The sequence below is a fragment of the Donghicola eburneus genome (assembly GCF_900115865.1).
Lineage (GTDB): Bacteria > Pseudomonadota > Alphaproteobacteria > Rhodobacterales > Rhodobacteraceae > Donghicola > Donghicola eburneus.
In genome coordinates this window covers 24,356-48,141 of the sequence record NZ_FOXY01000009.1, presented here as the reverse complement: position 1 = coordinate 48,141, position 23,786 = coordinate 24,356, and the positions used below count along the sequence as shown (strand labels likewise).

At 55.9% G+C, this 23,786-nt stretch carries 18 protein-coding genes and 1 pseudogene; 9 read left to right on the top strand and 10 right to left on the bottom strand.

Annotated elements, in window-relative coordinates:
- The first annotated feature begins 191 nt into the window (after nucleotides 1–191).
- The 3 genes from BM225_RS15485 to BM225_RS15475 all read left to right on the top strand — a co-directional run bounded on the left by BM225_RS15485 (nucleotide 192) and on the right by BM225_RS15475 (nucleotide 2,786).
- Entirely contained in the window at nucleotides 192–1,196 is a 1,005-nt protein-coding gene (locus tag BM225_RS15485; protein WP_092464863.1) for a GntR family transcriptional regulator, read from the top strand.
- Between the two features lie 274 nt (nucleotides 1,197–1,470).
- On the top strand, nucleotides 1,471–1,890 hold the full coding sequence (locus BM225_RS15480) for a nuclear transport factor 2 family protein (RefSeq protein ID WP_245780510.1): 420 nt from the start codon (nucleotides 1,471–1,473) through the stop codon (nucleotides 1,888–1,890).
- Nucleotides 1,887–2,786, top strand: coding sequence for a polysaccharide deacetylase family protein (locus tag BM225_RS15475; protein ID WP_092464862.1), 900 nt, complete (start codon nucleotides 1,887–1,889; stop codon nucleotides 2,784–2,786). The genes BM225_RS15480 and BM225_RS15475 overlap by 4 nt, the downstream gene beginning before the upstream one ends.
- 62 nt (nucleotides 2,787–2,848) lie before the next feature.
- On the opposite strand, the gene BM225_RS15470 is transcribed toward BM225_RS15475, so the two are convergent.
- From BM225_RS15470 to BM225_RS15460, 3 genes are read right to left on the bottom strand one after another with little or no spacing between them, the layout of a single operon-like run.
- Entirely contained in the window at nucleotides 2,849–3,502 is a 654-nt protein-coding gene (locus BM225_RS15470) for a LysE family translocator (protein WP_092464861.1), read from the bottom strand.
- 3 nt (nucleotides 3,503–3,505) lie between these two features.
- Complete coding sequence (locus BM225_RS15465; protein WP_245780509.1) at nucleotides 3,506–4,576, bottom strand: isopenicillin N synthase family dioxygenase; 1,071 nt, start codon at nucleotides 4,574–4,576, stop codon at nucleotides 3,506–3,508.
- Between the two features lie 26 nt (nucleotides 4,577–4,602).
- Complete coding sequence (locus tag BM225_RS15460) at nucleotides 4,603–5,907, bottom strand: sensor histidine kinase (protein ID WP_177218639.1); 1,305 nt, start codon at nucleotides 5,905–5,907, stop codon at nucleotides 4,603–4,605.
- A gap of 482 nt (nucleotides 5,908–6,389) precedes the next feature.
- Here BM225_RS15460 and BM225_RS15455 point away from each other — a divergent pair, with 482 nt between their 5' ends.
- Nucleotides 6,390–7,223 (top strand): SHOCT domain-containing protein, encoded by an 834-nt coding sequence (locus BM225_RS15455; protein WP_092464859.1) that lies wholly within the window; start codon nucleotides 6,390–6,392, stop codon nucleotides 7,221–7,223.
- 223 nt (nucleotides 7,224–7,446) lie between these two features.
- Here BM225_RS15455 and BM225_RS15450 read toward each other — a convergent pair.
- Together BM225_RS15450 and BM225_RS15445 are read right to left on the bottom strand one after the other, a co-directional pair.
- Nucleotides 7,447–8,247 (bottom strand): annotated as a pseudogene (locus tag BM225_RS15450) (SDR family oxidoreductase); the annotation flags it as partial.
- 54 nt (nucleotides 8,248–8,301) lie between these two features.
- Complete coding sequence (locus BM225_RS15445) at nucleotides 8,302–9,012, bottom strand: IS6 family transposase (protein WP_092464858.1); 711 nt, start codon at nucleotides 9,010–9,012, stop codon at nucleotides 8,302–8,304.
- Between the two features lie 48 nt (nucleotides 9,013–9,060).
- On the opposite strand from BM225_RS15445, the gene BM225_RS15440 reads away from it, so the two are divergent.
- Both BM225_RS15440 and BM225_RS15435 read left to right on the top strand, forming a co-directional pair.
- On the top strand, nucleotides 9,061–9,231 hold the full coding sequence (locus BM225_RS15440; protein ID WP_177218638.1) for a hypothetical protein: 171 nt from the start codon (nucleotides 9,061–9,063) through the stop codon (nucleotides 9,229–9,231).
- 672 nt (nucleotides 9,232–9,903) lie between these two features.
- Nucleotides 9,904–10,251 carry a DUF983 domain-containing protein gene (locus BM225_RS15435; RefSeq protein WP_177218637.1) on the top strand — a complete coding sequence of 116 codons (348 nt, stop codon included), beginning with the start codon at nucleotides 9,904–9,906 and terminating at the stop codon, nucleotides 10,249–10,251.
- On the opposite strand, the gene BM225_RS15430 is transcribed toward BM225_RS15435, so the two are convergent.
- From BM225_RS15430 to BM225_RS15420, 3 genes are all read right to left on the bottom strand, one after another.
- Nucleotides 10,248–11,612, bottom strand: a complete 1,365-nt coding sequence (locus BM225_RS15430; protein WP_420809861.1) for an aminotransferase-like domain-containing protein — start codon at nucleotides 11,610–11,612, stop codon at nucleotides 10,248–10,250. The two genes, BM225_RS15435 and BM225_RS15430, sit on opposite strands and share 4 nt — an antisense overlap.
- 286 nt (nucleotides 11,613–11,898) lie before the next feature.
- Nucleotides 11,899–12,858 carry an IS110 family RNA-guided transposase gene (locus BM225_RS15425; RefSeq protein ID WP_218157061.1) on the bottom strand — a complete coding sequence of 320 codons (960 nt, stop codon included), beginning with the start codon at nucleotides 12,856–12,858 and terminating at the stop codon, nucleotides 11,899–11,901.
- 198 nt (nucleotides 12,859–13,056) lie between these two features.
- A protein-coding gene (locus BM225_RS15420; protein ID WP_092464856.1) for an IS5 family transposase occupies nucleotides 13,057–13,814 on the bottom strand; the annotation gives its coding sequence in 2 pieces (ribosomal slippage) (nucleotides 13,057–13,490 and nucleotides 13,490–13,814; 759 coding nt in all).
- Between the two features lie 30 nt (nucleotides 13,815–13,844).
- Between BM225_RS15420 and BM225_RS15415 the strand changes: the two genes are divergently transcribed.
- Entirely contained in the window at nucleotides 13,845–17,129 is a 3,285-nt protein-coding gene (locus BM225_RS15415) for a peptidoglycan-binding protein (protein ID WP_092464855.1), read from the top strand.
- Nucleotides 17,130–17,255: 126 nt separating this feature from the next.
- Here the strand turns inward: BM225_RS15415 and tyrS are convergent, their stop codons facing one another.
- Both tyrS and BM225_RS15405 read right to left on the bottom strand, forming a co-directional pair.
- A complete protein-coding gene (gene tyrS / locus BM225_RS15410) occupies nucleotides 17,256–18,476 on the bottom strand; it encodes a tyrosine--tRNA ligase (RefSeq protein WP_092464854.1) in 1,221 nt (406 codons plus the stop codon).
- A gap of 11 nt (nucleotides 18,477–18,487) precedes the next feature.
- Nucleotides 18,488–19,108 carry a hypothetical protein gene (locus BM225_RS15405; RefSeq protein WP_143095401.1) on the bottom strand — a complete coding sequence of 207 codons (621 nt, stop codon included), beginning with the start codon at nucleotides 19,106–19,108 and terminating at the stop codon, nucleotides 18,488–18,490.
- 222 nt (nucleotides 19,109–19,330) lie between these two features.
- Between BM225_RS15405 and BM225_RS15400 the strand changes: the two genes are divergently transcribed.
- On the top strand, nucleotides 19,331–20,089 hold the full coding sequence (locus BM225_RS15400) for a hypothetical protein (protein WP_092464852.1): 759 nt from the start codon (nucleotides 19,331–19,333) through the stop codon (nucleotides 20,087–20,089).
- A 99-nt stretch (nucleotides 20,090–20,188) separates the two neighbouring features.
- Complete coding sequence (locus BM225_RS15395; RefSeq protein ID WP_092464851.1) at nucleotides 20,189–23,713, top strand: trypsin-like peptidase domain-containing protein; 3,525 nt, start codon at nucleotides 20,189–20,191, stop codon at nucleotides 23,711–23,713.
- Nucleotides 23,714–23,786: the final 73 nt, after the last annotated feature.

Here is a 23,786-nt window from a genome sequence, read left to right as displayed (position 1 = left end):
AAATAATACTTGGCATGCAGGCGGGACAGATTTTCAAGTTATTGTTTTAAAGTAAAGAAATGCAGTTTTGCGCTTTTTCTGTGCGCTTGACCTTAGCTCCTATAGAAATGATTTTTGCATGCTGATAAAAGTACCTTCCACTGCCAGTGGCCGCCGCGTATGCTGTCGACAGAGCAGTAGGACGACACCAAATGACCGCAGTGAAAGAGAAAGCGCCCCAAGCAGATGAACAGGACAAGCGCGCTGCTCTGTTCGAGGTGGCGGCCGATTTTATCCGTCACAATATTGCTGAGGGGCATCTCTATGAGGGGCTCGTTCTGCAAGAGAGTGCCCTGTCCGAGCGGCTGGAAATGTCGCGCGCAACAGTGAAGCGCGCTCTTGAAATGATCGAGACCGAGGGATTGATCCGAAAGTTCAGCGGCCGCGGATTTCTAGTGGCGGGACCTGCGGCAGAGGTGAAGCGAGATGATCTGCGCAGTCTGGAGCTTGATACCTCAATCCTAGATGCGTCGTCGGGCAAGCCCAACTGGCTGCGAGTGTATGACGAAGTCGCGTATCATGTGACTCGCTGCCCCGTGTTCGGGCGCTATCGCGTGCTAGAGGCCCAAATGGCCGAAGAGTATGGCGTTTCACGCACAATCATTCGCGACGTATTGGGTCGTCTGCAAGAACGCGGGCTTGTACAAAAGAGCCGCACATCCCGCTGGACCGTTGCACCGCTGACGTCACAGCGGATCAAGGATAAGTACGAACTGCGCAGTATCCTCGAGGTCGCGGCCCTGACTTCGGCAAAGCTGCCGGTGGACAAGCTGAATGCATTTGCGCAAGAGGTGCGTGATCTGCCGGCCGGCGCACCCCTGACGCCGGAACGTTGGTTTGCCCTTGAACGCCGTTTCTTTGAAATGACGGTTCTTACCTCGGCGAACGAGGATCTGACCGAGTATGCTGCTACCAACCGAGTCGCGTTAGAAGCCTGCCAATCGGCACTGTTTTCGCTGGGTTTGCCGCCAGACACCCAATCAATTGTCGAACTAGGCAGGGTCGTCGAACTCGCGCTGTCCGGCTCTTTGCCTGCAGCGACGAGTATGCTCACCATGCATCTGGAAAAGGCGTGCCACCGTACTGTCGCGCAGCTCAAGATCACTGCAATTTTGCCGCCACCGACGGATTTCCCTCCATACCTGCAGTTGAGTTAAAGCGATGCCTGTGGAAGGCAGGCTAATACTTTGTTAATTAAGTGCCTTTGCCTTGTGCATCCTTTCGAAAGTGGTTCTCGGTGGCTGCCGATTTCTGGCAGCTGGTAACTTCCCTAGTGGTCCTGTGTTGCTAGTTGGGCAGCGTCTACTTAGAAGGCAGTTTGGAAAAAATAGCGCCGCTTTTGGCGTATTCTGATCACACGCTCTGGTCGCGGTTTTGAATGCTCTCTTACATGTGGTGAGGAGTTTCAGAGCAATCGATAGGAGGCCAATTGTGTCCAGTGATCCGGTAAGTGCAGCGAAAGCCATTGTCGAACGCTACCTTGAGCTTTCTATGGTGCCTGATCCTGAAGGCGCCTCGCGATTCATAGCGCCTGACTTTCAGATGATTTTCACAGGTGGGCGACATTTTACGTCACCGGCGGAGTCTGCGGCCTTTAACGCAAAGCGCTATAAGTGGGTGAAAAAGCGGTTTTTGCGCACAGATGCCGCATTGGATGCTGAGACCGGAGAAGTGCGGGTCTTCAACACGGGCTATCTCTATGGCGAATGGCCAGACGGCACACCCTTCGAGACAAATCGCTACATCGACATTTTCACCGTCCGCGATGGGCTCATTTTGGAAACTCAGATCTGGAACGACAGTGCAGAGATTCTGCTTGACGGTGCTGGCTTGGCAGAGGCGCCTCTATGAGTTTGGCAGGACATGGGCGATTTGGTTACGTGCCCATCACGCACAGGCCAGATGTGCGATGGCCCGGTGACAAGCGGCTCGCGGTCTATATCGGGCTAAATCTGGAACATTTCGCGTTTGGCGAAGGACTTGGCGCAGAGCTGGCGCCAGGTGGTCCGCAGCCCGATGTTCTGAATTACGCATGGCGGGATTATGGTAATCGCGTCGGGGCCTGGCGGATGCTGGAGCTGTTGGACAACCTCGGGATGCCGACGACGGTTTTGGCCAACAGCGCGATGTATGGATATGCGCCTGCATTGATGGAGGCCTTTCGCGCTCGGGGGGATGAAATTGCGGGGCACGGACGCACGAATTCCGAGCGCCAAAGCACGATGTCAGAGGACGAAGAACGTGCGATGATTGCTGAAGCGACCGGGATACTGAGCGCGGCCGAAGGGGAGGCGCCATCGGGCTGGCTCAGCCCATGGATCGCCGAAAGCAATGTTACGCCAGATCTCTTAGTCGAGGCTGGATATCGTTATGCGCTCAATTGGTGCATGGATGATCAGCCCATTTGGATGACCACGCGCGCTGGCCCGCTGCTGAGCGTGCCCTACCCGCAAGAAGTGAATGATATCCCCGCCATCGTGGCGCGTAAGGAGTCGGGCAGCGACTTTGCCGACATGATTATCGACACGTTCGACGAGATGTTGGAGCAGTCGGAAGGTCAGAGCCTCGTGATGGGGATCGCTTTGCATCCCTACATTGTCGGGCAGCCTTTCCGTCTGCGTCACCTGCGGCGCGCTTTGGCACATATCGCCGAGAACCGGGAAAATATCTGGCTCACCCGCGCTGCCGAGATTGCAGAGCATTGGACAAAGGCCATGCCCTACGGCGCTACAGAGCTGTCGGTTTGAACGAAGAAAAACGCAGCGCTATTGCCATCTGGGGCTATAGCGCTGCGTTTGGTTTCATTGCGTCAGAGAAGTTGTAGATGCAAGTTCAGAGCGATCCCGATCAGGATCAGACCCCCTGCCCACGCGGTCCGTTCGCGCATCGCTTTTTGCCGGTTCAGCACGCGTGTCATCGTGCCGCCCATGTAAGCCACGACCAAATCCGAAGGAATCGCAGTGAGTGGGACCAATGCCCCCAAGACCAGCAACTGCAAAGTCACGCTGGACACTGCGCCCTGAGCATCCCCCGCATGGATGAACGGGGGCAAGAACAGAGCAAAGAACAAGACCGTCTTTGGGTTTAGAACCTCAACGACGACACCTTGCCAGATGATGGAGCCTAGGCTTCTTTTCTGAACGCTGTCGACATCAAGTGTCACTTGGGACTCTGCTTTGGCGCTGCGGATCATGTCCAAGCCCAACCAGATCAGATAGGCCGAACCGATGTAGCGCAGGGCCGCGACCAGCCAATCGGACTGTTGGAACACCGCCGCGAGCCCGAGGGCCGAGGCGACCGCCAGAACAATTCCGCCCAAACACAAGCCAAGCGCAGAGGCCAGACCAGCGGCACGGCTTTGGCCGACCGTGCGAGACAAGACATAGAGCATTGATGGACCCGGAGTCGCACTTAGGGCCAAGCCCGCTAGGGCTACAGCAATCATCGCATCCAAACTTGGCATATTTTAATTTGAACTCCCGTTCATTCTCTTTTCGAAGGGATTTTCCACGTTCTGGTTGCCTTCTGTGGAACCCTTCTGAACTTGATTTCTTAAATACGGAAAATCGCGGATCAGCATCCGCTCCAAATGATCCCCGGCCCTGAAGGGCGCGTACTTTGGTTTTTCCCCACGCCCGACCAATTCGGGGAAAGGGCTAATCACGGTGCCATGGTTCGCTGCAACGAAATATGGCATCGAGAACCGCTCTGGGCTCTGGTTCAGAACACGGTGCGGGGTGGAGCGCAGGAGCCCGTTGGTCCATGCCTCCATCATATCGCCAATATTGACGACATAGACGCGGCGATCGACGGGTACATCGATCCATTCATCTTCGGCTGTCATCACCTGCAGGCCCGCGTTCCGCGTGTGTAGCAGGGTGAGACATTCATAATCGGTGTGCGCCCCCATGTTGACCGACTTGGTGTCAACCTCGGCATTGCGGCGCACATAATGCAGTAGACGCAACTGCGAGATGGGTTTGCTCATTTGATCGGTCATCGAACCGGGTGGCAGTCCCAAGTGCAGCTCCAGCGCGGTGCTGATGATCCGACCAAGCGCCGAAATTTGCGCGTAATAGGCTGATACAGTCTGCTTGAAGCCAACAACACCTGGCCACACGTTCGGACCCAGCAAGCGGTTCCCTGCCAAATAGTCAGGATCGTCATGGGGCAGATCTACCCCAAGGTCGAACGCCTCGTAGCTGCGGTTCACTTCATCTGGATAATCGCCTTTCTCGGTAAAGGGGACATACCCACGGTGGTTCGTGCTCAGGCCGATGTAATAGCGGCGTTTGAATGCCTCCGGCAGGGCAAAGAACTGCTGGGCTTGCTGGTATGTCCTTTCGACCAGATCGAGATCAATGCCATGTCCGATAATTCTGAAGAAGCCGATTTCCCGTGCGGCATTCCCGATTTCATCTGCGATTTCTCGAAGCCGCCTGTTGTCCGCGCTTCTGATACCGCTGATGTCAATTAGTGGCAGGTGCCCAACCGTACCTGCGCTGCTCGCATTCCTTTTTTCGATTATAGTTCCCACAAGCAACGAACCTCCAATGTAATATACTAGGTAACAAATTCATTCACACCGCTGGCTGCTGGAAAGTAGAGGTCAAAGGTCGTGCCTTGGCCGACCTCACTGCGTACTGCGACGGTGCCGCCGGACTGACGCATGACCCCTAAAACCATCGAAAGACCGAGACCGGTGCCTTCTCCAACTGTTTTGGTTGTAAAAAATGGATCAAAAATTTGAGTTAACAGGTCGGGAGAAATTCCGACCCCTTGATCTGTAACGCTAAGGCGCACGTAGCGTCCCGGCGTCAAATCGGTTGGGCTATTCCGCCCGTCTGTCAGAGTATGAAAAATGTTCTCTGTTTTGATTTCGAAGATACCATCGTCTGGCATCGCCTCGATCCCGTTTAAAATAAGGGCGAGGAGCATGTTCTCGAGTGCTGATCGATCCACGGATACGGGCCACAGGCCAGCCGCCAAATTTTGATCGACCTGACGCCCCAATGAGTCCTCGCATTCGAAACAGAACGCCGAGACTAATGCGTTCAGGTCTGCGGTTTCGGGCACAAGCCGCGTTTTCTGGGCAAAGGCGAGCATGTCTCGAATCAACTGTTCGCCCCGCGCCGACGCCATCCGTGCATCGTGTAGGGTGTTGTGCCCGCCCACCTCTGGCGCATCCAACTGGAGCAGTTCGATGTTCCCAGAAATCACGGTGAGTAAGTTGTTGAATTCGTGAGCGAACCGGCCTGCCAGTCGTCCAATTGCCTCTTGCTTACGCGACTCGAACAGCTTGGCTTCCAGAGACTTCCTGTTCTTCGTCTCGCGGGTTAGCTGAGTGTGAGTGATCACCAGATCTTCGTAGCGCCGCTGCGAGCGCTCGGTTTCGGCCAGCAAATCTAACTTGGCGCTCGTCATCGCGGCCACGGTGCTCAGGATTTCCAGTTCGCGCTCGTCAAAGGCGGCGACATCGGGATGCTCGCTGTCGATCACGCCCGCGATGCGGCCTGCACTAATCAATGGGACGCAAATTTCGGATCGTGCCGGTTCGGTGTCTGCGATGTAGTCCACATCGCTCAACAGATCATCGACGATAATAGGCTGGCGGCTTTGCGCTACCTGCCCTGTGATGCCACGGCCAAAAGGGATAATCAGTGGATTGATGATGTTCCGGCCATAGGGATTCTTCTCCCCCCATGCCGCGACTTGCGTCAACTCTGTTTGCATCTCGTTCGATTGATAGATCACGCAGTCGACGAACCCCAACTTACCCACCACATTCTGCGCGACATACCAAAACAGGTCATCCACAGAGGGGATCGACATCAGATCAACCGCAAAAGTGTTGAGAGTACGAAGCATCTGAGCTTCGCTGGCCCGATTTCTCTGGCTAAGGCGCAATGGCACTGGCTGGAGCATGATTTGACTTCCCGAAACTCGTTACGTCAGCCATCCTAATGATTATTTTCGCTTAGGTATATTAATTTTGTGCATTTCTCGCAGGGGTTGCCGTGGCATGCTGCGAGACGATCAAAAATTATTTGCAAATTGCGAGATGATCTCTACTGGCGAACGCGATGAGAGTGCCGCTACAGCAACGGCTGGAAGCCTGAATTTCTCGATCAAATAGTCAGCGGATTGCGTGCGGACTGTCTGGCGCTGATCGCATTTTGATAATCGAAATTTTTTGGATTGATCGGAGCACTTTCCTCCCCTTGCAGCCTTTGGGCGATTACGCCGAGGCGGCATGTTCACATAACGTGTGCGCGGGGTGTTCGCGGGACACGTCGCATGTTACTCGGGTCCATATTTTATTGGGGGCGCCGCGTGATCGGCGAGGTTTTATGGATCAACTGACACCAGCCGGCACGACACTTCTCACCGATCTGAGCCATCGGTACGGCCTCTCGGAGCAAGCAGTGCGTGCGATGATCGACGCAGTTGTCCGCGGCGGAGGGACACAGGCTCAATTTTCGATCCCTGAATTGGGTGGCATGGGGCAATGGTCGTTGGGCGGCATGACCATGGTAGGCGATATGTTCAACACCGGCCTGCAAGCGACTGTGTCCAACCTCTGTGGCGAGATTTCGAGTGCGCACGCCCAATCGCCGCTATATGAACGTCCGCAACACACTGGCAGCTGGCAGGCCCAAGGCAACGGGGTCTCTCTGACATGGTCCGGCGGGAATTGGTGGCCTGCCGAGTTGGGGCAACCCTCCTCTTCGGGGAGTCAGAATGGTCTAAGCTATGCGATCTTCCCTACGTGCCGCCGATTGGCGACAAATTTAGAGGGTCGGATCACTGTCTATGACACGCTTGACCACAGCATCGGCGGTGTGGGCCAGCAGCAATCGGGTGATGCGAGTTGGACTTTCACGAGCCAGTACGGGGCGGTGCGTTTGGCGGACCTGCCCGTGGTAAATCCGGTCTCAGTTGAGGCACATTCGTCGGAGTCTGATCAGCCGACTTCGGAGCAGGCTTTGGCTGAACCTTCCATGCGAGCGGAGGCAGAGCCTGTCCAATCCGCGCCAAGTTCGGCGCAAACGGTACATGGCTCTCTGCAGGACGTTGAGGCCATCTTCTCTGCGCTAGAAAAACTAGGGCAGTTGAAAGAGATGGGTGTTCTAACGGACGAAGAGTTCTCTACCAAAAAGACTGAGCTTCTTGCGCGTCTTTAACGGGCCACCCGTGTGATGTTGATGCAAGCCCGTCATGTCCAACTGTAACGACGTCTATAGAGTGAAAATTATACGCTTTGGGGGCCGCTGACGTCGCGCCACGGAAAGGTCTGCGCAGACGGTTGCAGACCGCTCCGCAATACCACCCACCTTCAATGCTTAGGTTCAAACTGCATTCGCGATGCGTGGACACAGGTCGGGGCAGAGGCCCCGACCCGGCGCCTTAGGCGGCTTTGACCAAGGCCAAGTGAGATAGCCCAAGCGCCTCGAGCGTTTGCGCCTGCACCGGCTCGGTTGTGGCATTGATCTGATCCGCGCCAAAGCCGTTGCCGACCACTAAACGCGCGGCCCTTTGACCTGTAGGTTGGTCGACAAGGCTGGCGACAGCATCTGCGATATCCTGCGGATTTGGGGCATCGTCGCCCGAGAGCATCGACATAAATTGCTCAAACATCGCGGCAGGGATCTGGCCGACCGCGCCATAGGACTCCACGCGCGCCAAATCCGTCGGCTGATCGGCGCTGGCGTACATCTGCGTCGGATAGGCGCTAGGCTGAACAAGAGTCACATCAATGCCAAGTTGCGATAACTCGTAGCGATAGCTCTCGCTCAGTGCTTCGACTGCGAATTTGCTGGCCCCGTAAATCCCAAAAAACGGAAAGGTCACGCGACCCAAAATGGAGCCGATGTTCACAATCAGCCCAGAGCCCTGAGCGCGCATGGACGGCAAAACCGCACGTGTGACGCGCTGCAGTCCTAGCACGTTGACATCAAAGAGTTTGGCCATTTGCGCGTCAGAAAAAGCTTCGGATACACCCGCCGATGCTACACCCGCATTATTCACCACAACGTCAATGTTTCCGATGTTTTCGATCACATGGGAGACTGCGGCCTCGACCGATCTGGTATCAGTCACGTCTAGGTCAACCACATACAGGCCCGCATCGCGCAGGGATCTTGCGTGTTCAAGGTTCTTGGTTTCCGTGGCGCGCATCGTCGCGACCACAGTGTGGCCAGAGGCCGCAAGGGCATTGCCAAGTTGTTTTCATCTGGCCGAATGCAGCCTGACCCCAGCCCGTCAGGCGGTCATCTCGCAGGCATAGTCGGTCCAGAGGCTGAAAGCATCAGCCCTTGCATGACGATAGGAGTTGGCGGTGAGGCGATAACGGCGTGGTTTGAAGAGGACGTTGATCTGGTCATGGGCAGCGAGGAACCGCTGTGCCTGCCTGGGTGACTTGAACCGCCCCATGATTTTCTCCCGCCGCCGGGTCGGTCTGTGGCTGCCCTCAATCATGTTGTTGAGACGCTTGTGTGCCCGATGATCGGCACCCGGTGCCTGGCGTGCGATCGGTTTGATGTAGCTGCGTAGCTTGTCGGTGATGACAACCCTTGGCTGGCCGAATTGAGCAATCAGCCTTGCCAGAAAGCGCTTGGCGGCCTTCGCGTTGCGGCGTGTCTGAACCAGAATGTCGAGCGTGTCACCATTGGCGTCGACCGCGCGCCAAAGCCAGTGCTTCACGCCATTGATCGGGATCACAACCTCATCCATGTGCCACTTGTCGTTCGGGCGCGGACGATCGCGGCGAATACAAGCGGCAAAATGCGAACCAAACCGGTTGACCCAAAGGCGTATGATTTCGCGGCTGACGATCACGCCGCGCTCCGCCAAAAGATCTTCCACATCCGCGGTGCTAAGGGCAAAGCGGTGGTAAGCCCAAACCGCATAGGCCACGACGTCACGCGGAAAACGATAGCCCTTCAGGCGAAGCATAGAAGATGGGATCAACATCCCAGACCTCTACCGGCTGCGGCGGCCTTAAACAACTTGGCAATGCCGATGGACACCATCCGGCACATGCACGGAGCCAAGGCTCTATCGCTCGGCACCCAGACAGAAATTGAGGGTGGCTATGTTGGTGCAAAGATCGCCTTCGGACGCATTCCCGACGAAGACGACTTCAGCGATGCTGCCACGAGAGATGAAGAAACCCGTTTCTTGTCATCTTGAGACAGCACCATTCATGAGGCAGCAAGATCACGCCCCAATGGATTGCAAGGCGGAAGCGGCGCAATCTCCATTTACTTCGTTTCCAAAGTGCTGCGGTGCAGCTTCATCAGGTCCTCAAGTCTGTATTGACCCAGCATTTTCTGCTCAGTTTAAGCCGTTAATCTGAATGCCTCGGCAGGCGTGCGCATGGCAAGGGCCTGATGCGGAGCGAGCTTTCCCCTCCCGCGCGGTCCTTGGCAGGTAGGTTTCGCATGGCCTTTGGTCCGCGCCTGCCGCGCCCCGCTTAACTCTTCTTCAATGTATTTCTGAAGCCGCGACCGAAGGGATAAAAGAAAGGGCGCTGACCTGATCCATCCTTCCAAACGAGATGACTCACATCTGATCGCCAAGGGGAAGCTAAACCAGTCAGGTTCAAGCCGAGACGCTCTAGCCATCAGGATTCCGGAGGGGAATTTCTTTCACTGATATGTGCAGCAAGGTCCATTGGGTGACGAATAGTGGATTAAAATGTATGCACGATTGATTGCACTAATGTGTCGCATTGATTGGGTTTTGACGCCGAGGTAATGGTGTTGAGAAGTCGCGTGCGAGTGACACTCGCTCGTGCCGCTTGCGTGCCATAGTCAAGGGAGACACTCCGTGTGTGAAAGTAGAGATTCCAGAACAGCGCTCATGAACGGCTTTCGTTTGCGCTGCCCGAAATGTGGGAATGGCAAATTGTTTCGAGGCTACCTGAAGGTAAAGGCTAGCTGCGAGTCGTGCGCGCTGGACTTAACACCGCAGCGCGCGGATGACGGACCCGCATATGTGGTGATATTGCTCGTTTGCCACATTGCCGGTGTGGCGATGCACCTGATGTACAAACCGTTTGTGGATGCTCCCTTAGTGCTTGCTTTGATCATTAGCGTGGGTGCTATTGCGCTTTCTTTGGCGATGCTTCCTCCCGTAAAAGGCGGATTTGTTGCGATTCAGTGGGCAAAGGGTATGCACGGATTTGGAGAGGCGAAATCAACCGATTAACCCATAAATGTATTTGGAACCAAAGCGTTGGAGAGGCCGTGAAGCGCCTCTTTTAGCCCATCTCTGGTGATCGAGCCACCAAGCCCAACGCGAATTTTCTCTGTAGGCGCACCAAGGACCGTGAACGCGTCAGACGGCATAAGGCCGATCTGCCGACGCGCCATACGCGCAACCACATCGGCGCGTGAAGCTCCCTCGGGCAGCGTAAGCCACAGATTGAAGGCGTTCTCGGCAGAGAGATATTCGAACCCACTCAGAACCTCGGCGGCGATCGCCTGCCGTGCTGCGCTTTCGGAACGGATGAAGCGGCGGATGCTATCCGCTGTGCCATCCTCGATCCACTGCGTTGTCAGCGCCATCGACAAAGGCGACGGCATGACCGAAAGCGCCCGAATGGCTTGAGACAGATGCATTGCGCAACGTGCCGTCGGCGCGATCGTGTACGCCAACCGGAGACCTGCCCCAATACATTTGGCCAACCCACCAATATGCCACGTCAATTCCGGTGCGGACAATGCAATCGGCGCAGGCGCCTTGGACGGGATGAAGCCGTAGGCGTCGTCCTCGATCAGGAAGAGGTTATGCTTCAGCATGACGACCGCAATGGCCTCGCGCCGCTGTGCGGGAGTGGTCAACGTGGTCGGGTTTTGCAACGTCGGATTCAGGTAAAGCGCCTTGGGCTTATGCTCTGCAATGGTCGCAGTCAGCGCTTCGGGGATCACTCCATCCGCATCCATTTCGATCCCGACCAACCGCACTCCGAACCGGCCTGCGACGTTGCGGACACCGGGGTAAGTGACCGCTTCGCACAAGACGACATCGCCAGGTTTGGTGATGATCGAGAAGATCGCCGCCATCGTTGCATGAGCGCCGGGCGTCACGGCGACGCGTTCCAATGACGGAACCATGCCGCGCATCGACAGCCAGCTCGAGGCCGCGACCTTGTCCCTTTCTGCCCCCACGGGCGACTGGTAGCGCAGCAGGTCAATCAGGTTGGCCGAGACATATCCCAGACCCGCCTCCATCTTGCGTAGCAATTCGGGGTCCGTGGGTTCGGGCGCCATGTTCATCGACAGATCCGCATCGCTCGACCGCGCCGGATCGGGCCGGTTCGACACTACACTGCCGCGGACAAACGTGCCCCGCCCCACGTGGCTTTCCACATGGCCGCGGGCCTGCGCCTCGGCATAAGCGCGCGACACAGTGGTAAAGTCGATCCCCAGCGCATCGGCGAGTTTGCGTTGTGGCGGCAAGCGCATCCCGTCCTTGAGGCGGCCCTCTTTGATATCCTGCGCGATGGCGTCGGCGATAGCGAGGTAGCGGGGCTTACCGCTTTCCAAGGTGTTCGGAGTCCAGTGCATCAGATGGCCCTTCGGTTGGAACGTGCCTCTCTGTAGATCAAATTGATTCGGCAATGAAGCGGAAATTGTATGGATCTACAGAGTGGCCGAATTTGTGCTTATGCATTCGGAAGTTGGAATTTCAATGTATGTAAATTGACCGCTTTTGCTGGGAAAATGTGCAGACCGGCCGAGTCTTTGCGAAATCGGCGCCAAATTATTGTATGCAAAATAGACTGCAATTTGATTCCATCAATCCAGACGCGTCAGCCTGTCCCTACGAACGCAATACTAGCAACTGTATCCTTCAGGGATGGCGGGGCTCCCATTTCCGCCGTTTTTTACAGAGAGCATTGGCGATGATGACGAGCTTGCGGGCGACGGCCGTGACGATGACCTTGTGCGGCTTGCCGGCTTTTCGGAGCCGATCCGCGAAGACTTTGAGCATAGGGTTGTGATGTGAGGCAACCAGTGCCGCCTGGAATAGAACATGCCTCAGGGCACGCCTGCCACCGGCGATCGCGCGCCTGCCGCGCAGCGTTCCGCTGTCCTGCGCCACAGGCGCCAGACCGGTCAGCGCTGCAGCTTGTTCGCCAGTGATCGCGCCGAGTTCGGGAAGTTCGGCGATCAGCGTCGAACTGGCGACCGGCCCAATTCCGGGAACGGAACGAAGGATCCGGGCGGTGTCCGCAAGATGCCTGTCGCGACCGAGAAGCTCTGAAATTCGGCTTTCCAGCTCGGCGATCGCGACATCCAACCGCTCTTTCAGCTCCACATCGATATCCTCGAACAGCTCTGCAGTTCCCGATTTCTGATGCGCCCGAATCTGCGCCAAGAGCCGCTTTCGCATTTCGACCGCCTGTGCCCGCCTGGTGGTCAAGGCCCTGAGAAGACGTAGATGTTCCGCGGGAAGTGTTCGTCCCGCCTCAGGTCTGAAGACCAGGAAGCGCGCTATAAGTTCGGCATCGATCCTGTCGGTCTTGGCGCGGGTTCCAAGGCTGCGCGCGAAGGCCTTGACTTGGGCTGGCGGCACTTGACGGGTTTCGACGCCTGCATCCTCCAGATGGAACCAGAGCCGCCATTCCTGCCCGCCCGTCGCTTCGAAACAGACGACGGCTCTCTGGTCGTGAGCGAGATCGGACACCGCGACATGGCCATCATCGGTATTGGGGATACGATGGCGCTGACCGTCCGGGAGACAATGAATGTCTAGCCAATCTCGGCTCACATCTATTCCCATGATCCGACCGTGTGTTACCTTCTCCATGCTCTCCTCCTTCTGATACGCGGTCCCAAGCGGGCCGCTGGCAACTGTTCGAGATAATGAAGGAGAGGTGGTGCCGACAGGCTAGGAAGCGTGGTCATGCCACGAGGGTCAGACGTCGCGCACCACCCCGTCACGGGTCCTGGCCGGGACACGTGACGGGACCACGCTACCAGATCCGAGATACAGAAGGGTCAGGATTCATAACCAAAATATGACGACCGCAGCGAGGGCGATGGCTGATAGGAACACCTTGGGGCATCGATCATAGCGGGTGGCGACTCGCCTCCAATCCTTCAGTCTGCCGAACATGATCTCGATGCGGTTTCGCCGTTTGTAACGGCGCGTGTCGTATTTGACCGGCGTCTTGCGTTGCTTCCGACCGGGGATGCAGGCCCGTATCCCCTTGTTCTGCAAAGCTTCTCTGAACCAGTCAGCGTCATATCCACGATCCCCGAGTAGCCATTTGACGTTTGGTAGGCTACTGAGCAGCGCCCGGGCGCCGATATAGTCGCTCACCTGCCCGGCAGTGACGAACAGGTCGATGGGCCGCCCCTGGCTGTCGCAAATGGCGTGCAGTTTGGTGTTCATGCCGCCTTTGGTGCGACCGATCAAGCGGCCACGCCCCCCTTTTTGGCGGCCATGCTGGTCGCCGTTCGGTGGGCCTTCAGGTATGTAGCATCGATCATCACCGTCGCCTTCTCACCGTGTTCTGCCGCTAGCCCGGCCATCATCCGCGCGAAGATGCCCTTTTCGCTCCAACGCTTCCAGCGGCTGTAGAGTGTTTTGTGAGGGCCATAGGCGGCAGGCGCATCGCGCCACCGCAAGCCATTGCGATTGATGAAGATAATCCCACTCAGTACGCGTCTGTCATCGACCGGAGGCTTACCATGGGATTTGGGGAAGAAAGGCGCCAGACGGGCCATCTGCGCGTCCGTCAGCCAGAAGAGATCGCTCATGTCACCGCTCCGTTTTCCGAGCCGTGAATCATGCGGCGCGACCGAAATCAATGCATCCTGACCCTAGATTTTCTTAATCTTGGAGAATGGAAAAGCCGGCCGAAGTACGGTGTTAAATTTCCACCAAAGGAAATTGGCGATAAGAACGGTCTGGATTACGCGATTTTTGAACTGGAGAAGCCTGTCAAGAACATCGGAAAGCTTAATGTTGAGATCCGTGACCCAGGCAAGGGCGAGAGTATGTTCATCCTCGGTCATCCCAATGGGGATGTGATGCGACTGAGCCGGATGAAATGTAAGTCGGACAGACAGAATCCTATCGCGGGCATTTTTGTTCAACATACCTGCGAGACATTGCCAGGAAGCTCGGGATCGCCCGGCTTTGCGGAGCGGGATGGAATGCTGATCACGCTTCATGCGCGCGGCTTTGACGAAGGTGGCAGCATGTTCAATATCGGCATCTCGATGTCGGCCTTGGTCAAGGAAAGTGCGATCCTGCAGGAGGTCTTCGCGCGCCCTGAAAACGCTGCACAGGGGGCGCAGGCTTTGAAGTCTCAGGATCCGTGCGAGGCAATCGGCTTGGATGATGGGCTTGACCTTGTTTGTCGCGTTGTTGACGGCAAGGTTCAGATCGGCATGCCGCCCGCACGCGATCTGACAGCAAATAACGGCGCGTCCGTTATCCCGTTAACAGAATGCGATCGATTGGCTGGATCCATGGTCGCTAAACGCTCGGGAGAGGTTGAAGGTCTTTTTTTCGAGGACATCGATGGTCCCGCAGCCATTCAGGCCTGCGAAGCTGCAATCAAAGAGTATCCGCAAGAACCCCACTTCCACATTTATTTGGCTAGGGCGCTAAACGCGGTTGATGATCAAGACCCTCGTATCTGGTCGGAACTGGAGTTGGGGAAAGCCGCCAACACCCAGTACGTAACGAATTATCAGGCAGGGCTGCTTGTGGACGGCGAGGCCGGACAGGAGAAAAATCTCGCGAAAGGCATAAGCCTCTACGGCGAATTATGTGACACTGGGTACGCTAACGCCTGCAGGAGCTTAGCGTGGCGCTACAAGAACGGCGAAGGTGGTCTTTCTGTCGATCTGGCCAAAGCGGCCGACCTGTTTGGTCAGGCGTGTGAGGGCGGCAATGCGGACGCCTGCAACTCGCTCGGTGTGATGTACTCTGAAGCTGAAGTCACCGGCGAAGAGGACGAGGCCTTGGCGGTGACATATTTCCAGCGCGCCTGCGATGGGGGCAATATGTACGGCTGCAGCAATTTGGCGTGGCGCTACAAGAACGGCGAAGGTGGTCTTTCTGTCGATCTGGCCAAAGCGGCCGACCTCTATGATCAGGCGTGTGAGGGCGGCAATGCATATGCCTGCAACTCACTCGGTTTTATGTACGCGGACGGTGAGGTCTCCGGCGAAGAGGATGAGGCCTCGGCCGTGACCTATTTCCAGCGCGCCTGTGATGGCGGCGAGATGCACGGCTGCAGGAACTTAGCGTGGCGCTACGAGAACGGCGAAGGTGGTCTTTCTGTCGATCTGGCCAAAGTGGCCGACCTCTACGGTCAGGCGTGTGAGGGCGGCAATGCAGGCGCCTGCAATTGGCTTGGCGTGATGTACGAGCGCGCTGAGGTCACAGGCGAAGCGGAGCAGACGACGGCAGTGACCTACTACCAGCGCGCCTGTGATGGCGGCGAGATGTGGGGATGCAGAAACTTAGCGTTGAATTACAAGAACGGCAAAGGGGGTCTTTCTGTCGATCTGGCCAAAGTGGCCGACCTCTACGGTCAGGCGTGTGAGGGCGGCAATGCAGGCGCCTGCAATTGGCTTGGCGTGATGTACGAGCGCGCTGAAGTCACAGGCGAAGCGGAGCAGACGACGGCAGTGACCTACTACCAGCGCGCCTGTGATGGCGGCGAGATGTGGGGATGCAGAAACTTAGCGTTGAATTACAAGAACGGCAAAGGGGGTCTTTCTGTCGATCTGGCCAAAGCGGCCGACCTCTATGGTCAGGCGTGTGAGGGTGGGAATGCACTCGCCTGCAATGATCTCGGCGTCATGTACTCTGAAGGTGAGGTCACCGGCGAAGAGGACGAGGCCTCCGCAGTGACCTACTACCAGCGTGCCTGCGATGGCGGTGAGATGTGGGGCTGCAGCAACTTGGCCTGGCACTACAAAAACGGCGAAGGTGGCCTGTCTGTCGATCTGGCCAAAGCGGCCGACCTCTATGATCAGGCGTGTGAGGGCGGCAATGCACTCGCCTGCAATGATCTCGGCGTCATGTACTCTGAAGGTGAGGTCACCGGCGAAGAGGACGAGGCCTCCGCAGTGACCTACTACCAGCGTGCCTGCGATGGCGGCGAGATGCACGGCTGCAAAAACTTAGCGTGGAGCTACAAGAACGGCGAAGGTGGTCTTTCTGTCGATCTGGTCAAAGCGGCCGACCTCTATGGTCAGGCGTGTGAGGGCGGCAATGCAGGCGCCTGCAACTCTCTCGGCACTATGTATGCGAAAGGTGAAGTCTCCGGGGAGGAGGATGAGGCGACCGCAGTGAGCTACCGCCAGCGCGCCTGCGATGGCGGTGACATGTGGGGGTGCGGAAACTTAGCGTGGTCCTATGGGCATGGCGAAGGGGGCCTCGAAGTCGATCTGGCTAAGGCGGCTAAACTCTATGGTCAGGCGTGTGAGGGGAATGTTGGGTGGTCATGCTACAGGCTCGCTCATATGTACGGCAGTGGTGAGGTCACTGGCAAAAAAGATGTTGTAACTGGTGTTGCGTACTATGAGAGAGCATGCGACGAGGGTTATATGTGGGGCTGCCATGATTTGGGCTGGTCTTACCTGCATGGCACCGAAGGAAAGCAGGTCGACGTCGACAAGGCCATTTCGCTATATGAACGCGCGTGCGACTCTGAAATCGGATCAGCATGTAACTTTCTTGGCATGATTTGGGAGGGCGAATGGAGTGCCAGTGTTTCGCCTGATTTGAAGCAAGCCGAGTTATTTCATAGAGAAGCATGCAGATTGGGGTTCCCTTGTGGAAACTTATTTTATTTCTTACGAGGTGAGATGAAATGGGAGGAGGCAGCAAATATTCTGTACAAAGAATTGGAAAAATCGCCTTTAGATTCGACCTTTGGAGAGCTCGGGTTTCTGCGGCCAGCAAATTTGCGCGGAGAAGTGCTACGCGCATTGCAGCGCAAACTACGTGATCAGGGCTATTATTCCGGAAAAATAGACGGCGATTTCGGACCCAAGACCAAGTCCGCCATACAGGAACTTTGTCAGTGCAATCCACCTGCCCTCAAATGATGAGTGTTTGGACCCGTGCTCTGCGTGTTAGGCGTTAGGCTATGTGAAGCCGATGCATTTCGGTAAGGATTGGGCTCGGCGATAGTGCCGAGCCCTTATCTGTATGTAAGTCAAACAATCGCTTCTTTACACGATCTCGACGCTCCAGCGCGACTGTTCGCCGATCGATACGAGTATCTTCTGGCCAATTTCCAAGCGTGGCTCTGCCGCAGGCTCATCAAAGATTTTACCGTCGATCCGGAAACCGCCGCCTGTTATTAGTCGGCGGAGGACCTTTCCCGAAGCTTCCGGGCGCAACTCTGATGCAAGCTGCAGAATGCTCAGACCATCTCCCAAGCGAATGGTCTGAGTGGCTCCTACATTCAGATTGTCTGCGCTGACGCCGTCCATGCGAAGATCATGAACGTGTCTTACGGCAGTATGGCCATGACAAATTGCGGTAACTTCGTTTGCAAGGGTCTCTTTCGCGGCATTCAAGTATTCGCCGTCTTTGCGTGTAAGCGCTTCACAGTCGCGGATAGGCAGTTCTGTGAAGAGCTTCAGGAACTGAAGAACCTTGTCGTCGGGTGTATTTCGCCAGTACTGCCAGAATTCGAAAGAAGACGTTTGGGCGGGATTAAGCGAAATGGCCTTTCCATTACTTTTGCCAATCTTGTTACCAGCAGCATCGGTCAGCAAAGGGGTGGTAACCGCAAAGACCTCCTGACCATGAACGCGCCTTACAAGATCAATCCCATTGATGATGTTCCCCCATTGATCTGATCCGCCCATCTGCAAAACACAACCGTGTTGTTGGAAGAGTTCCAAAAAGTCGTAGGCTTGCAGGATCATGTAGTTGAATTCAAGGAACGATAGGGATTTCTGTGTGTCGAGCCGATCTTTGACTGAGTCAAAAGAGAGCATCCTGTTGACGCTGAAGTGCTTTCCTATGTCCCGCAAGAACCCAAGGTAATTCAGGGAATCTAGCCAAAAGCCGTTATTCGCCATAATGGCATCACTGCCGAGGTCCGCATCGTAATCGAGAAAGCGACTAAAAACGGTTTTGATTTTCTCAATGTTGGCGGCTATCGCCGCATCATCGAGCAATGGTCGTTCGGCGTTTCGGAACGAAGGATCCCCTACCTTTGTAGTGCCCCCTCCCATGAGGGTAATAGGCCTGTGGCCACACTTCTGGAACCACCGCAAAAGCATCAGGTTCACCAGATGGCCAACATGTAGCGAAGACGCCGTCGCGTCGTATCCGATGTAGGCGGTTGTGCATCCTTTCTCGAGCTCCTTGCGAAGCTCGATTGTGTTGGAACAGGCATGTACAAACCCGCGCTCTTCTATGATGTTTGCAAAATCCATCGATTTCTTCCTTATTTACGAGGGACAAGAATTACGAAAGGCAGCTCATCAGCGCCTTGGACGACGTACTTGATTTGGTCGGGAGCTTCGTGCTGCGCGACGAAGTCAGGGGCGACGAAGCCGATAGTGCGCTTCAGTGCGCTGTGCATCCGGCGTGCTCTACCGGGTGCTTCCGCGTTGTTGTTGATGTGTTCCAAGGGGCCTTGGATAGGGCATTGGGAAAGAAAGCGGTTTGCTGCGGGGTGCAGGACAATGCTTGCAGGCGTGCCCTCCCCAAACTGCCCATAGACAAATGGTGAGATGCGATCAACGAACGACCCATGGTGCTTAAATCTCACCCAGAGGCTATTGAGAGAAGGGCAAAGAATGGGGACCAACAGCGCATCAGCCTCTCCGCAAAGAACTGCGGTTGCCGCATCGTCGAACTTCTCGAACCCAGAGATCTCATGCTCTGGAAACCAACGAAATGCCGTTGTCATCGAGACCGTCATTTTATCTTTGGGGTTGCCCAAAGCCGCGAGACGATTGGGCACGGGGTGGCCTTGATAGCCATAGAACGGGTCAGGCTTCGGGTCAGACTTCATGTTATTCATTTGAACTAGCCTCCAGATGTGGTGGTCAGCGCCTTTCAACTGCGCTCATCCAATTGCCGGTCAGGGAAGCTGAGATGTTCTCTCAAATAAATTTTAAGATGCTGAAAAATAGTAATAAAAACAAAAATGCGAGCGAGCGTCGGCTTTCTTCATCACAAGCTAAGATATTTTTGGACCTTCTGATCGGACCATTTTTCAAATCCTGACCGGAGGAAAGGCATGGGGTGATGACGCCCTTTGAAACCCGGGAAAGGATACGAGATGAAAACGATCACGAGCATGGCAGCGACTTTTGCGCTTCTGGCCGGTGTGGCCGCGATTGCGGCACCGGAGCGCAGCCGCGCAGCTTTTGAAGCCTTCAATAAAGGTTTGACGGATCTGACGGCACCGGACTGCGATACTGATCCCGTTGCCTGTCTGGATCGTCGGGAAGACGATCTTCAGGCAGCTCTGGGAGATATCTCGCGCGGTGTCTCCGAACTCAAAGCCGAGCAGGAGAATGCGCAGGAAGCAGCGCGCCAGGCGCAAGCTCTCTCCGCGCGCAATGCTCTCTTCGCGGAAGAAGGGCGCCGGCTGCTGGACACGCAGATGAGCGGGCCTTACTCGTTCATTGGCGTGAGCTATCCGGATCGCACGGCGCTGGAGGCGCAGGTTCGTTTTGTGTGGAACGAGAAGCAGACACTTGATGCGAGCGCGGCCGAGGCGGCAACGGTTGCGCGCCATTTGTCGGAAGCACGGGCCAAGGTGAATGCGCAGGAGGCCCAGGTTCTGGCGGCCCTCGAAGTTATTCCTTCGAAGCGTGCGCTTGTGCGGGCAAACAAGATCGTCGGTGGAATTGCCGAAGATCTGTCCTCGATCGACGATGTTCTTGCGTCGAGCCGGGCTGCGTCCAATGCCAAGGACGCGCTTTTGCGGACCACCCGGGAACTTCAGGCGGATGCTGATAGCGGCCTAGTGTCCAATTCCGTCGGAGATGCGGCCTTTGAAGCTTGGCTGAAGCAAGGCAGCCAGCGTCCCTGATTGCAGGGCCCGGGCGTTTCGACGCCCGGGTAATTGATTTGCACTGGAATTCGCGTATACATTTTTGAGAATACGGAATTGATATTGTTGGACTATTGAATGATGAAGCGCCCCATTGAGTTTTTCCTCTCCGTAATTCTGTCATTTATTCTAACAATATCCGCCGAGCCTTCTCACGCTGAAAGTTCTGCGGCAGCTTTAAATAAATGCGAGGGATCACAAAAGTACTCGGAGTTAATGCCAGGCGGGACGCAGTCCTTACTGAATTACACGCCGGCGCCCAAGTACGGAAGTATGGAAGAGCTCCGAGAGTATGGTGAAGCGGCTACGTATCGAGCAATTGGTAAAAATGTGGGTATGCTGCGAATATGCCGGGAAGATGGCAATGTGGATGCTTGCACGGCCATTCTGTTGAATGAAAGGCTGATATTAACCAACGCCCACTGCTTTCAAGCGAATGAAAATGGCCATGCCGCAATTGGCATGAACTTGTTTCTGGAATTTCTGAATCCTGGGGAATGGGAGAACCGCCCAAAGTACGGCGTTAAATTCCCACCAAAGGAAATCGGCGATAAGAACGGGCTCGATTACGCGATCTTTGAACTGGAGAAGCCCGTCAAGAACATTGAAAAGCTTAGCGTTGAGATCCGTGATCCGGGCAAGGGCGAGAGTATGTTCATCCTCGGTCATCCCAATGGGGATGTGATGCGCCTGAGCCGGATGAAATGTAAGTCGGACAGACAGAGGCCTATCGCCGCAGGAAACCTTGTTCAGCATACCTGCGAGACATTGCCAGGAAGCTCGGGCTCACCCGGCTTTGCGGAACGGGATGGAAAGCTGATCACGCTTCATGCACGCGGCGTTGGGGATAGCGGCAGCAGGGTCAATATCGGCATCTTGATGTCGGCCTTGGTTAAGGAAAGTGCAATCTTGCAGGAGGTCTTCGCGCGACCTGAAAACGAAGCACAGGGGGCGCAGACTTCGAAGTCTCAGGATCCGTGCGAGGCAATCGGCTTGGATGATGGGTTGGACCTTGTTTGCCGCGTTGTTGATGGCAAGGTTCAGATCGGCATGCCGCCCGCACGCGATCTGACAGCAAAGAACGGCGCATCGGTTATCCCGTTGACGGAATGCGATCGGCTGGCTGGATCCATGTTCGCTAAGCGCTCGGGAGAGATTGAAGGTCTTTTTCTCGAGGACATCGATGGTCCCGCAGCGATTCAGGCCTGCGAAGCTGCAATCAAAGAGTATCCGCAAGAACCCCACTTCCACATTTACTTGGCCCGGGCACTGAACGCGGTTGATGATCAGCACCCTCGTATCTGGTCGGAACTGGAGTTGGGGAAAGCCGCCAACACCCAGTACGTAACGACTTATCAGGCAGAGCTGCTTGTGGATGGCGAGGCTGGGCAGGAGAAAGATGTCGAGAAAAGGATAAGCCTCCTAGGCGAATTGTGTGACACTGGGTACGCCATTGCCTGTAACTCACTTGGAATTTTGTACGCGGAAGGCGAAGCCACCGGCGCAGAGGACGAGGCCACAGCGGTGACCTACTACCAGCGCGCCTGTGATGGCGGCAATATGTACGGCTGCAGCAATTTGGCGTGGCGCTACAAGAACGGCGAAGGTGGTCTTTCTGTCGATCTGGCCAAAGCGGCCGAGCTTTTTGCTCAGGCGTGTGAGGGCGGCGATGCGGACGACTGCGACTCGCTCGGCACTATGTACGCAGAAGGTGAGGTCTCCGGCGAAGAAGACGAGACCTCGGCAGTGACCTACTACCAGCGCGCCTGCGATGGTGGTGAGATGTACGGCTGCAAAAATTTGGCGTGGCGCTACAAGAACGGCAAAGGTGGTCTTTCTGTCGATCTGGCCAAAGCGGCTGACCTCTATGGTCAGGCGTGCGAGGGTGGGAATGCAAACGCCTGCAATTCGCTTGGCATTATGCACGCGGAAGGTGAGGTCACCGGCGAAGAAGATGAGAGCTCCGCAGTGACCTATTATCAGCGTGCCTGCGATGGCGGCGACATGTGGGGTTGTAGCAACTTGGCGTGGCGCTACGAGAACGGCAAAGGTGGTCTTTCTATCGATCTGGCCAAAGCGGCCGACCTCTATGGCCAGGCGTGTCAGGGCGGCAATGCAGGCGCCTGCAACTCGCTTGGCGTGATGTACGCGGAAGGTGAGGTCACCGGCGAAGAAGATAGGGCGACCGCAGTGACCTACTACCATCGTGCCTGCGAAGGCGGCAACATGACGGGTTGCAAAAACTTAGCGTGGCACTACCAGAACGGCAAAGGTGGTCTTTCTGTCGATCTGGTCAAAGCGGCCGACCTCTACGGCCAAGCGTGTGAGGGCGGCAAGGCAGGCGCCTGCAACTCTCTCGGCGCCATGTACTCTGAAGGTGAGGTCGCCGGCGAAGAGGACGAGGCGACCGCAGTGACCTACTACGAGCGCGCCTGTGATGGCGGCGAGATGTGGGGCTGCACCAACCTAGCTGGGCGCTACAAGAACGGCGAAGGTGGTCTTTCTGTCGATCTGGCCAAAGCGGCCGACCTCTACGGCCAAGCGTGTGAGGGCGGCAAGGCAGTCGCCTGCAACTCTCTCGGCGCCATGTACTCTGAAGGTGAGGTCGCCGGCGAAGAGGACGAGGCGACCGCAGTGACCTACTACCAGCGCGCCTGCGATGGCGGCAACATATACGGCTGCCGCAACCTAGCGTGGCGCTACAGGAACGGCGAAGGTGGTCTTTCTGTCGATCTGGCCAAAGCGGCCGACCTCTTGCAGAAAGGATGCGATGCCGATCACGCGGAGAGTTGTGAAAATCTTGCGGACTTGTACGAGGACGGTGAGGTCACTGGGCAAGAAGATTTAAAACGCTCTTCAAATCTTTTTATCCGCGCCTGTGATTTAGAGAACTCTCGCTGCAATCGTGTCGGATGGCGCTACGAGCACGGTGCGGGAGGCTTCGAGGTCAATTTAGGCAAGGCTGCTGAGTTTTACGGACGGGCTTGCGAAGAGGGGGCAGCAGAAAGTTGCTTCAGCCTTGGATTGATCTTTGCTCGGGGCGGAGAGGGTTTGCCGGTCGATGAACAGAAGGCAGAAACTCTCCTTCAGTCAGCTTGTGAGAGCCAATACGGAGAAGCATGTCGACAGCTGGGCTATAACCACGCAGATGAGACAGAGAAAGCTCTAATTTTCTTCAAGAAGGCATGTGAATTTGAAGACTCTGTTGGATGTGCAGCTTACGCAGAGTGGGTTCTATTCCAGAATCCTGCAGAACGCAGAGAATTTATGGAACGAGGTTGTAATCTAGAGCGAAACGCTGATCTCGCAGGGTTTGCCTGCGCGGGTCTTGTTGCTCTTGAGCTTGAGGAAGAGAATTATCTCAAAGCCGCGTCAATCTCGATGGAGCATTTTAAAGCAGGCTCGAGTGGAATTTACGATCAAAACTACGTTCATAGTAGACCGCCAAATAGTACTCTATTTCATCCAGATTTCACGGGCTATCTCCAACAAGCGCTAAAAGCTGAAGGCTATTACTCGGGCAAAATTGACGGAGACTTCGGGCCCAAGACCATGAGCGCTATCGAAGCACTGTGCGAGTGCAAGGTAGCCGTCTTTCATTGAACCTAGAGGCGCAACGCTCGAAGCATTGGTTTTTGACATCGCTTTTAAGAGTTCGTGGAGGCCGTGCCTTCGA

What these genes read in the sequence shown, in the direction of transcription:
- BM225_RS15435 (WP_177218637.1), top strand. Translation starts at nt 9,904, where the DNA reads ATGAACGGCTTTCGTTTGCGCTGCCCGAAATGTGGGAATGGCAAATTG.
- BM225_RS15440 (WP_177218638.1), top strand. Translation starts at nt 9,061, where the DNA reads ATGGACACCATCCGGCACATGCACGGAGCCAAGGCTCTATCGCTCGGC.
- BM225_RS15485 (WP_092464863.1), top strand. Translation starts at nt 192, where the DNA reads ATGACCGCAGTGAAAGAGAAAGCGCCCCAAGCAGATGAACAGGACAAG.
- BM225_RS15470 (WP_092464861.1), bottom strand. Translation starts at nt 3,502, where the DNA reads ATGCCAAGTTTGGATGCGATGATTGCTGTAGCCCTAGCGGGCTTGGCC.
- BM225_RS15455 (WP_092464859.1), top strand. Translation starts at nt 6,390, where the DNA reads ATGGATCAACTGACACCAGCCGGCACGACACTTCTCACCGATCTGAGC.
- BM225_RS15430 (WP_420809861.1), bottom strand. Translation starts at nt 11,612, where the DNA reads ATGCACTGGACTCCGAACACCTTGGAAAGCGGTAAGCCCCGCTACCTC.
- BM225_RS15460 (WP_177218639.1), bottom strand. Translation starts at nt 5,907, where the DNA reads ATGCTTCGTACTCTCAACACTTTTGCGGTTGATCTGATGTCGATCCCC.
- tyrS (WP_092464854.1), bottom strand. Translation starts at nt 18,476, where the DNA reads ATGGATTTTGCAAACATCATAGAAGAGCGCGGGTTTGTACATGCCTGT.
- BM225_RS15400 (WP_092464852.1), top strand. Translation starts at nt 19,331, where the DNA reads ATGAAAACGATCACGAGCATGGCAGCGACTTTTGCGCTTCTGGCCGGT.
- BM225_RS15445 (WP_092464858.1), bottom strand. Translation starts at nt 9,012, where the DNA reads ATGTTGATCCCATCTTCTATGCTTCGCCTGAAGGGCTATCGTTTTCCG.
- BM225_RS15475 (WP_092464862.1), top strand. Translation starts at nt 1,887, where the DNA reads ATGAGTTTGGCAGGACATGGGCGATTTGGTTACGTGCCCATCACGCAC.
- BM225_RS15415 (WP_092464855.1), top strand. Translation starts at nt 13,845, where the DNA reads ATGCGGCGCGACCGAAATCAATGCATCCTGACCCTAGATTTTCTTAAT.
- BM225_RS15425 (WP_218157061.1), bottom strand. Translation starts at nt 12,858, where the DNA reads ATGGAGAAGGTAACACACGGTCGGATCATGGGAATAGATGTGAGCCGA.
- BM225_RS15395 (WP_092464851.1), top strand. Translation starts at nt 20,189, where the DNA reads ATGATGAAGCGCCCCATTGAGTTTTTCCTCTCCGTAATTCTGTCATTT.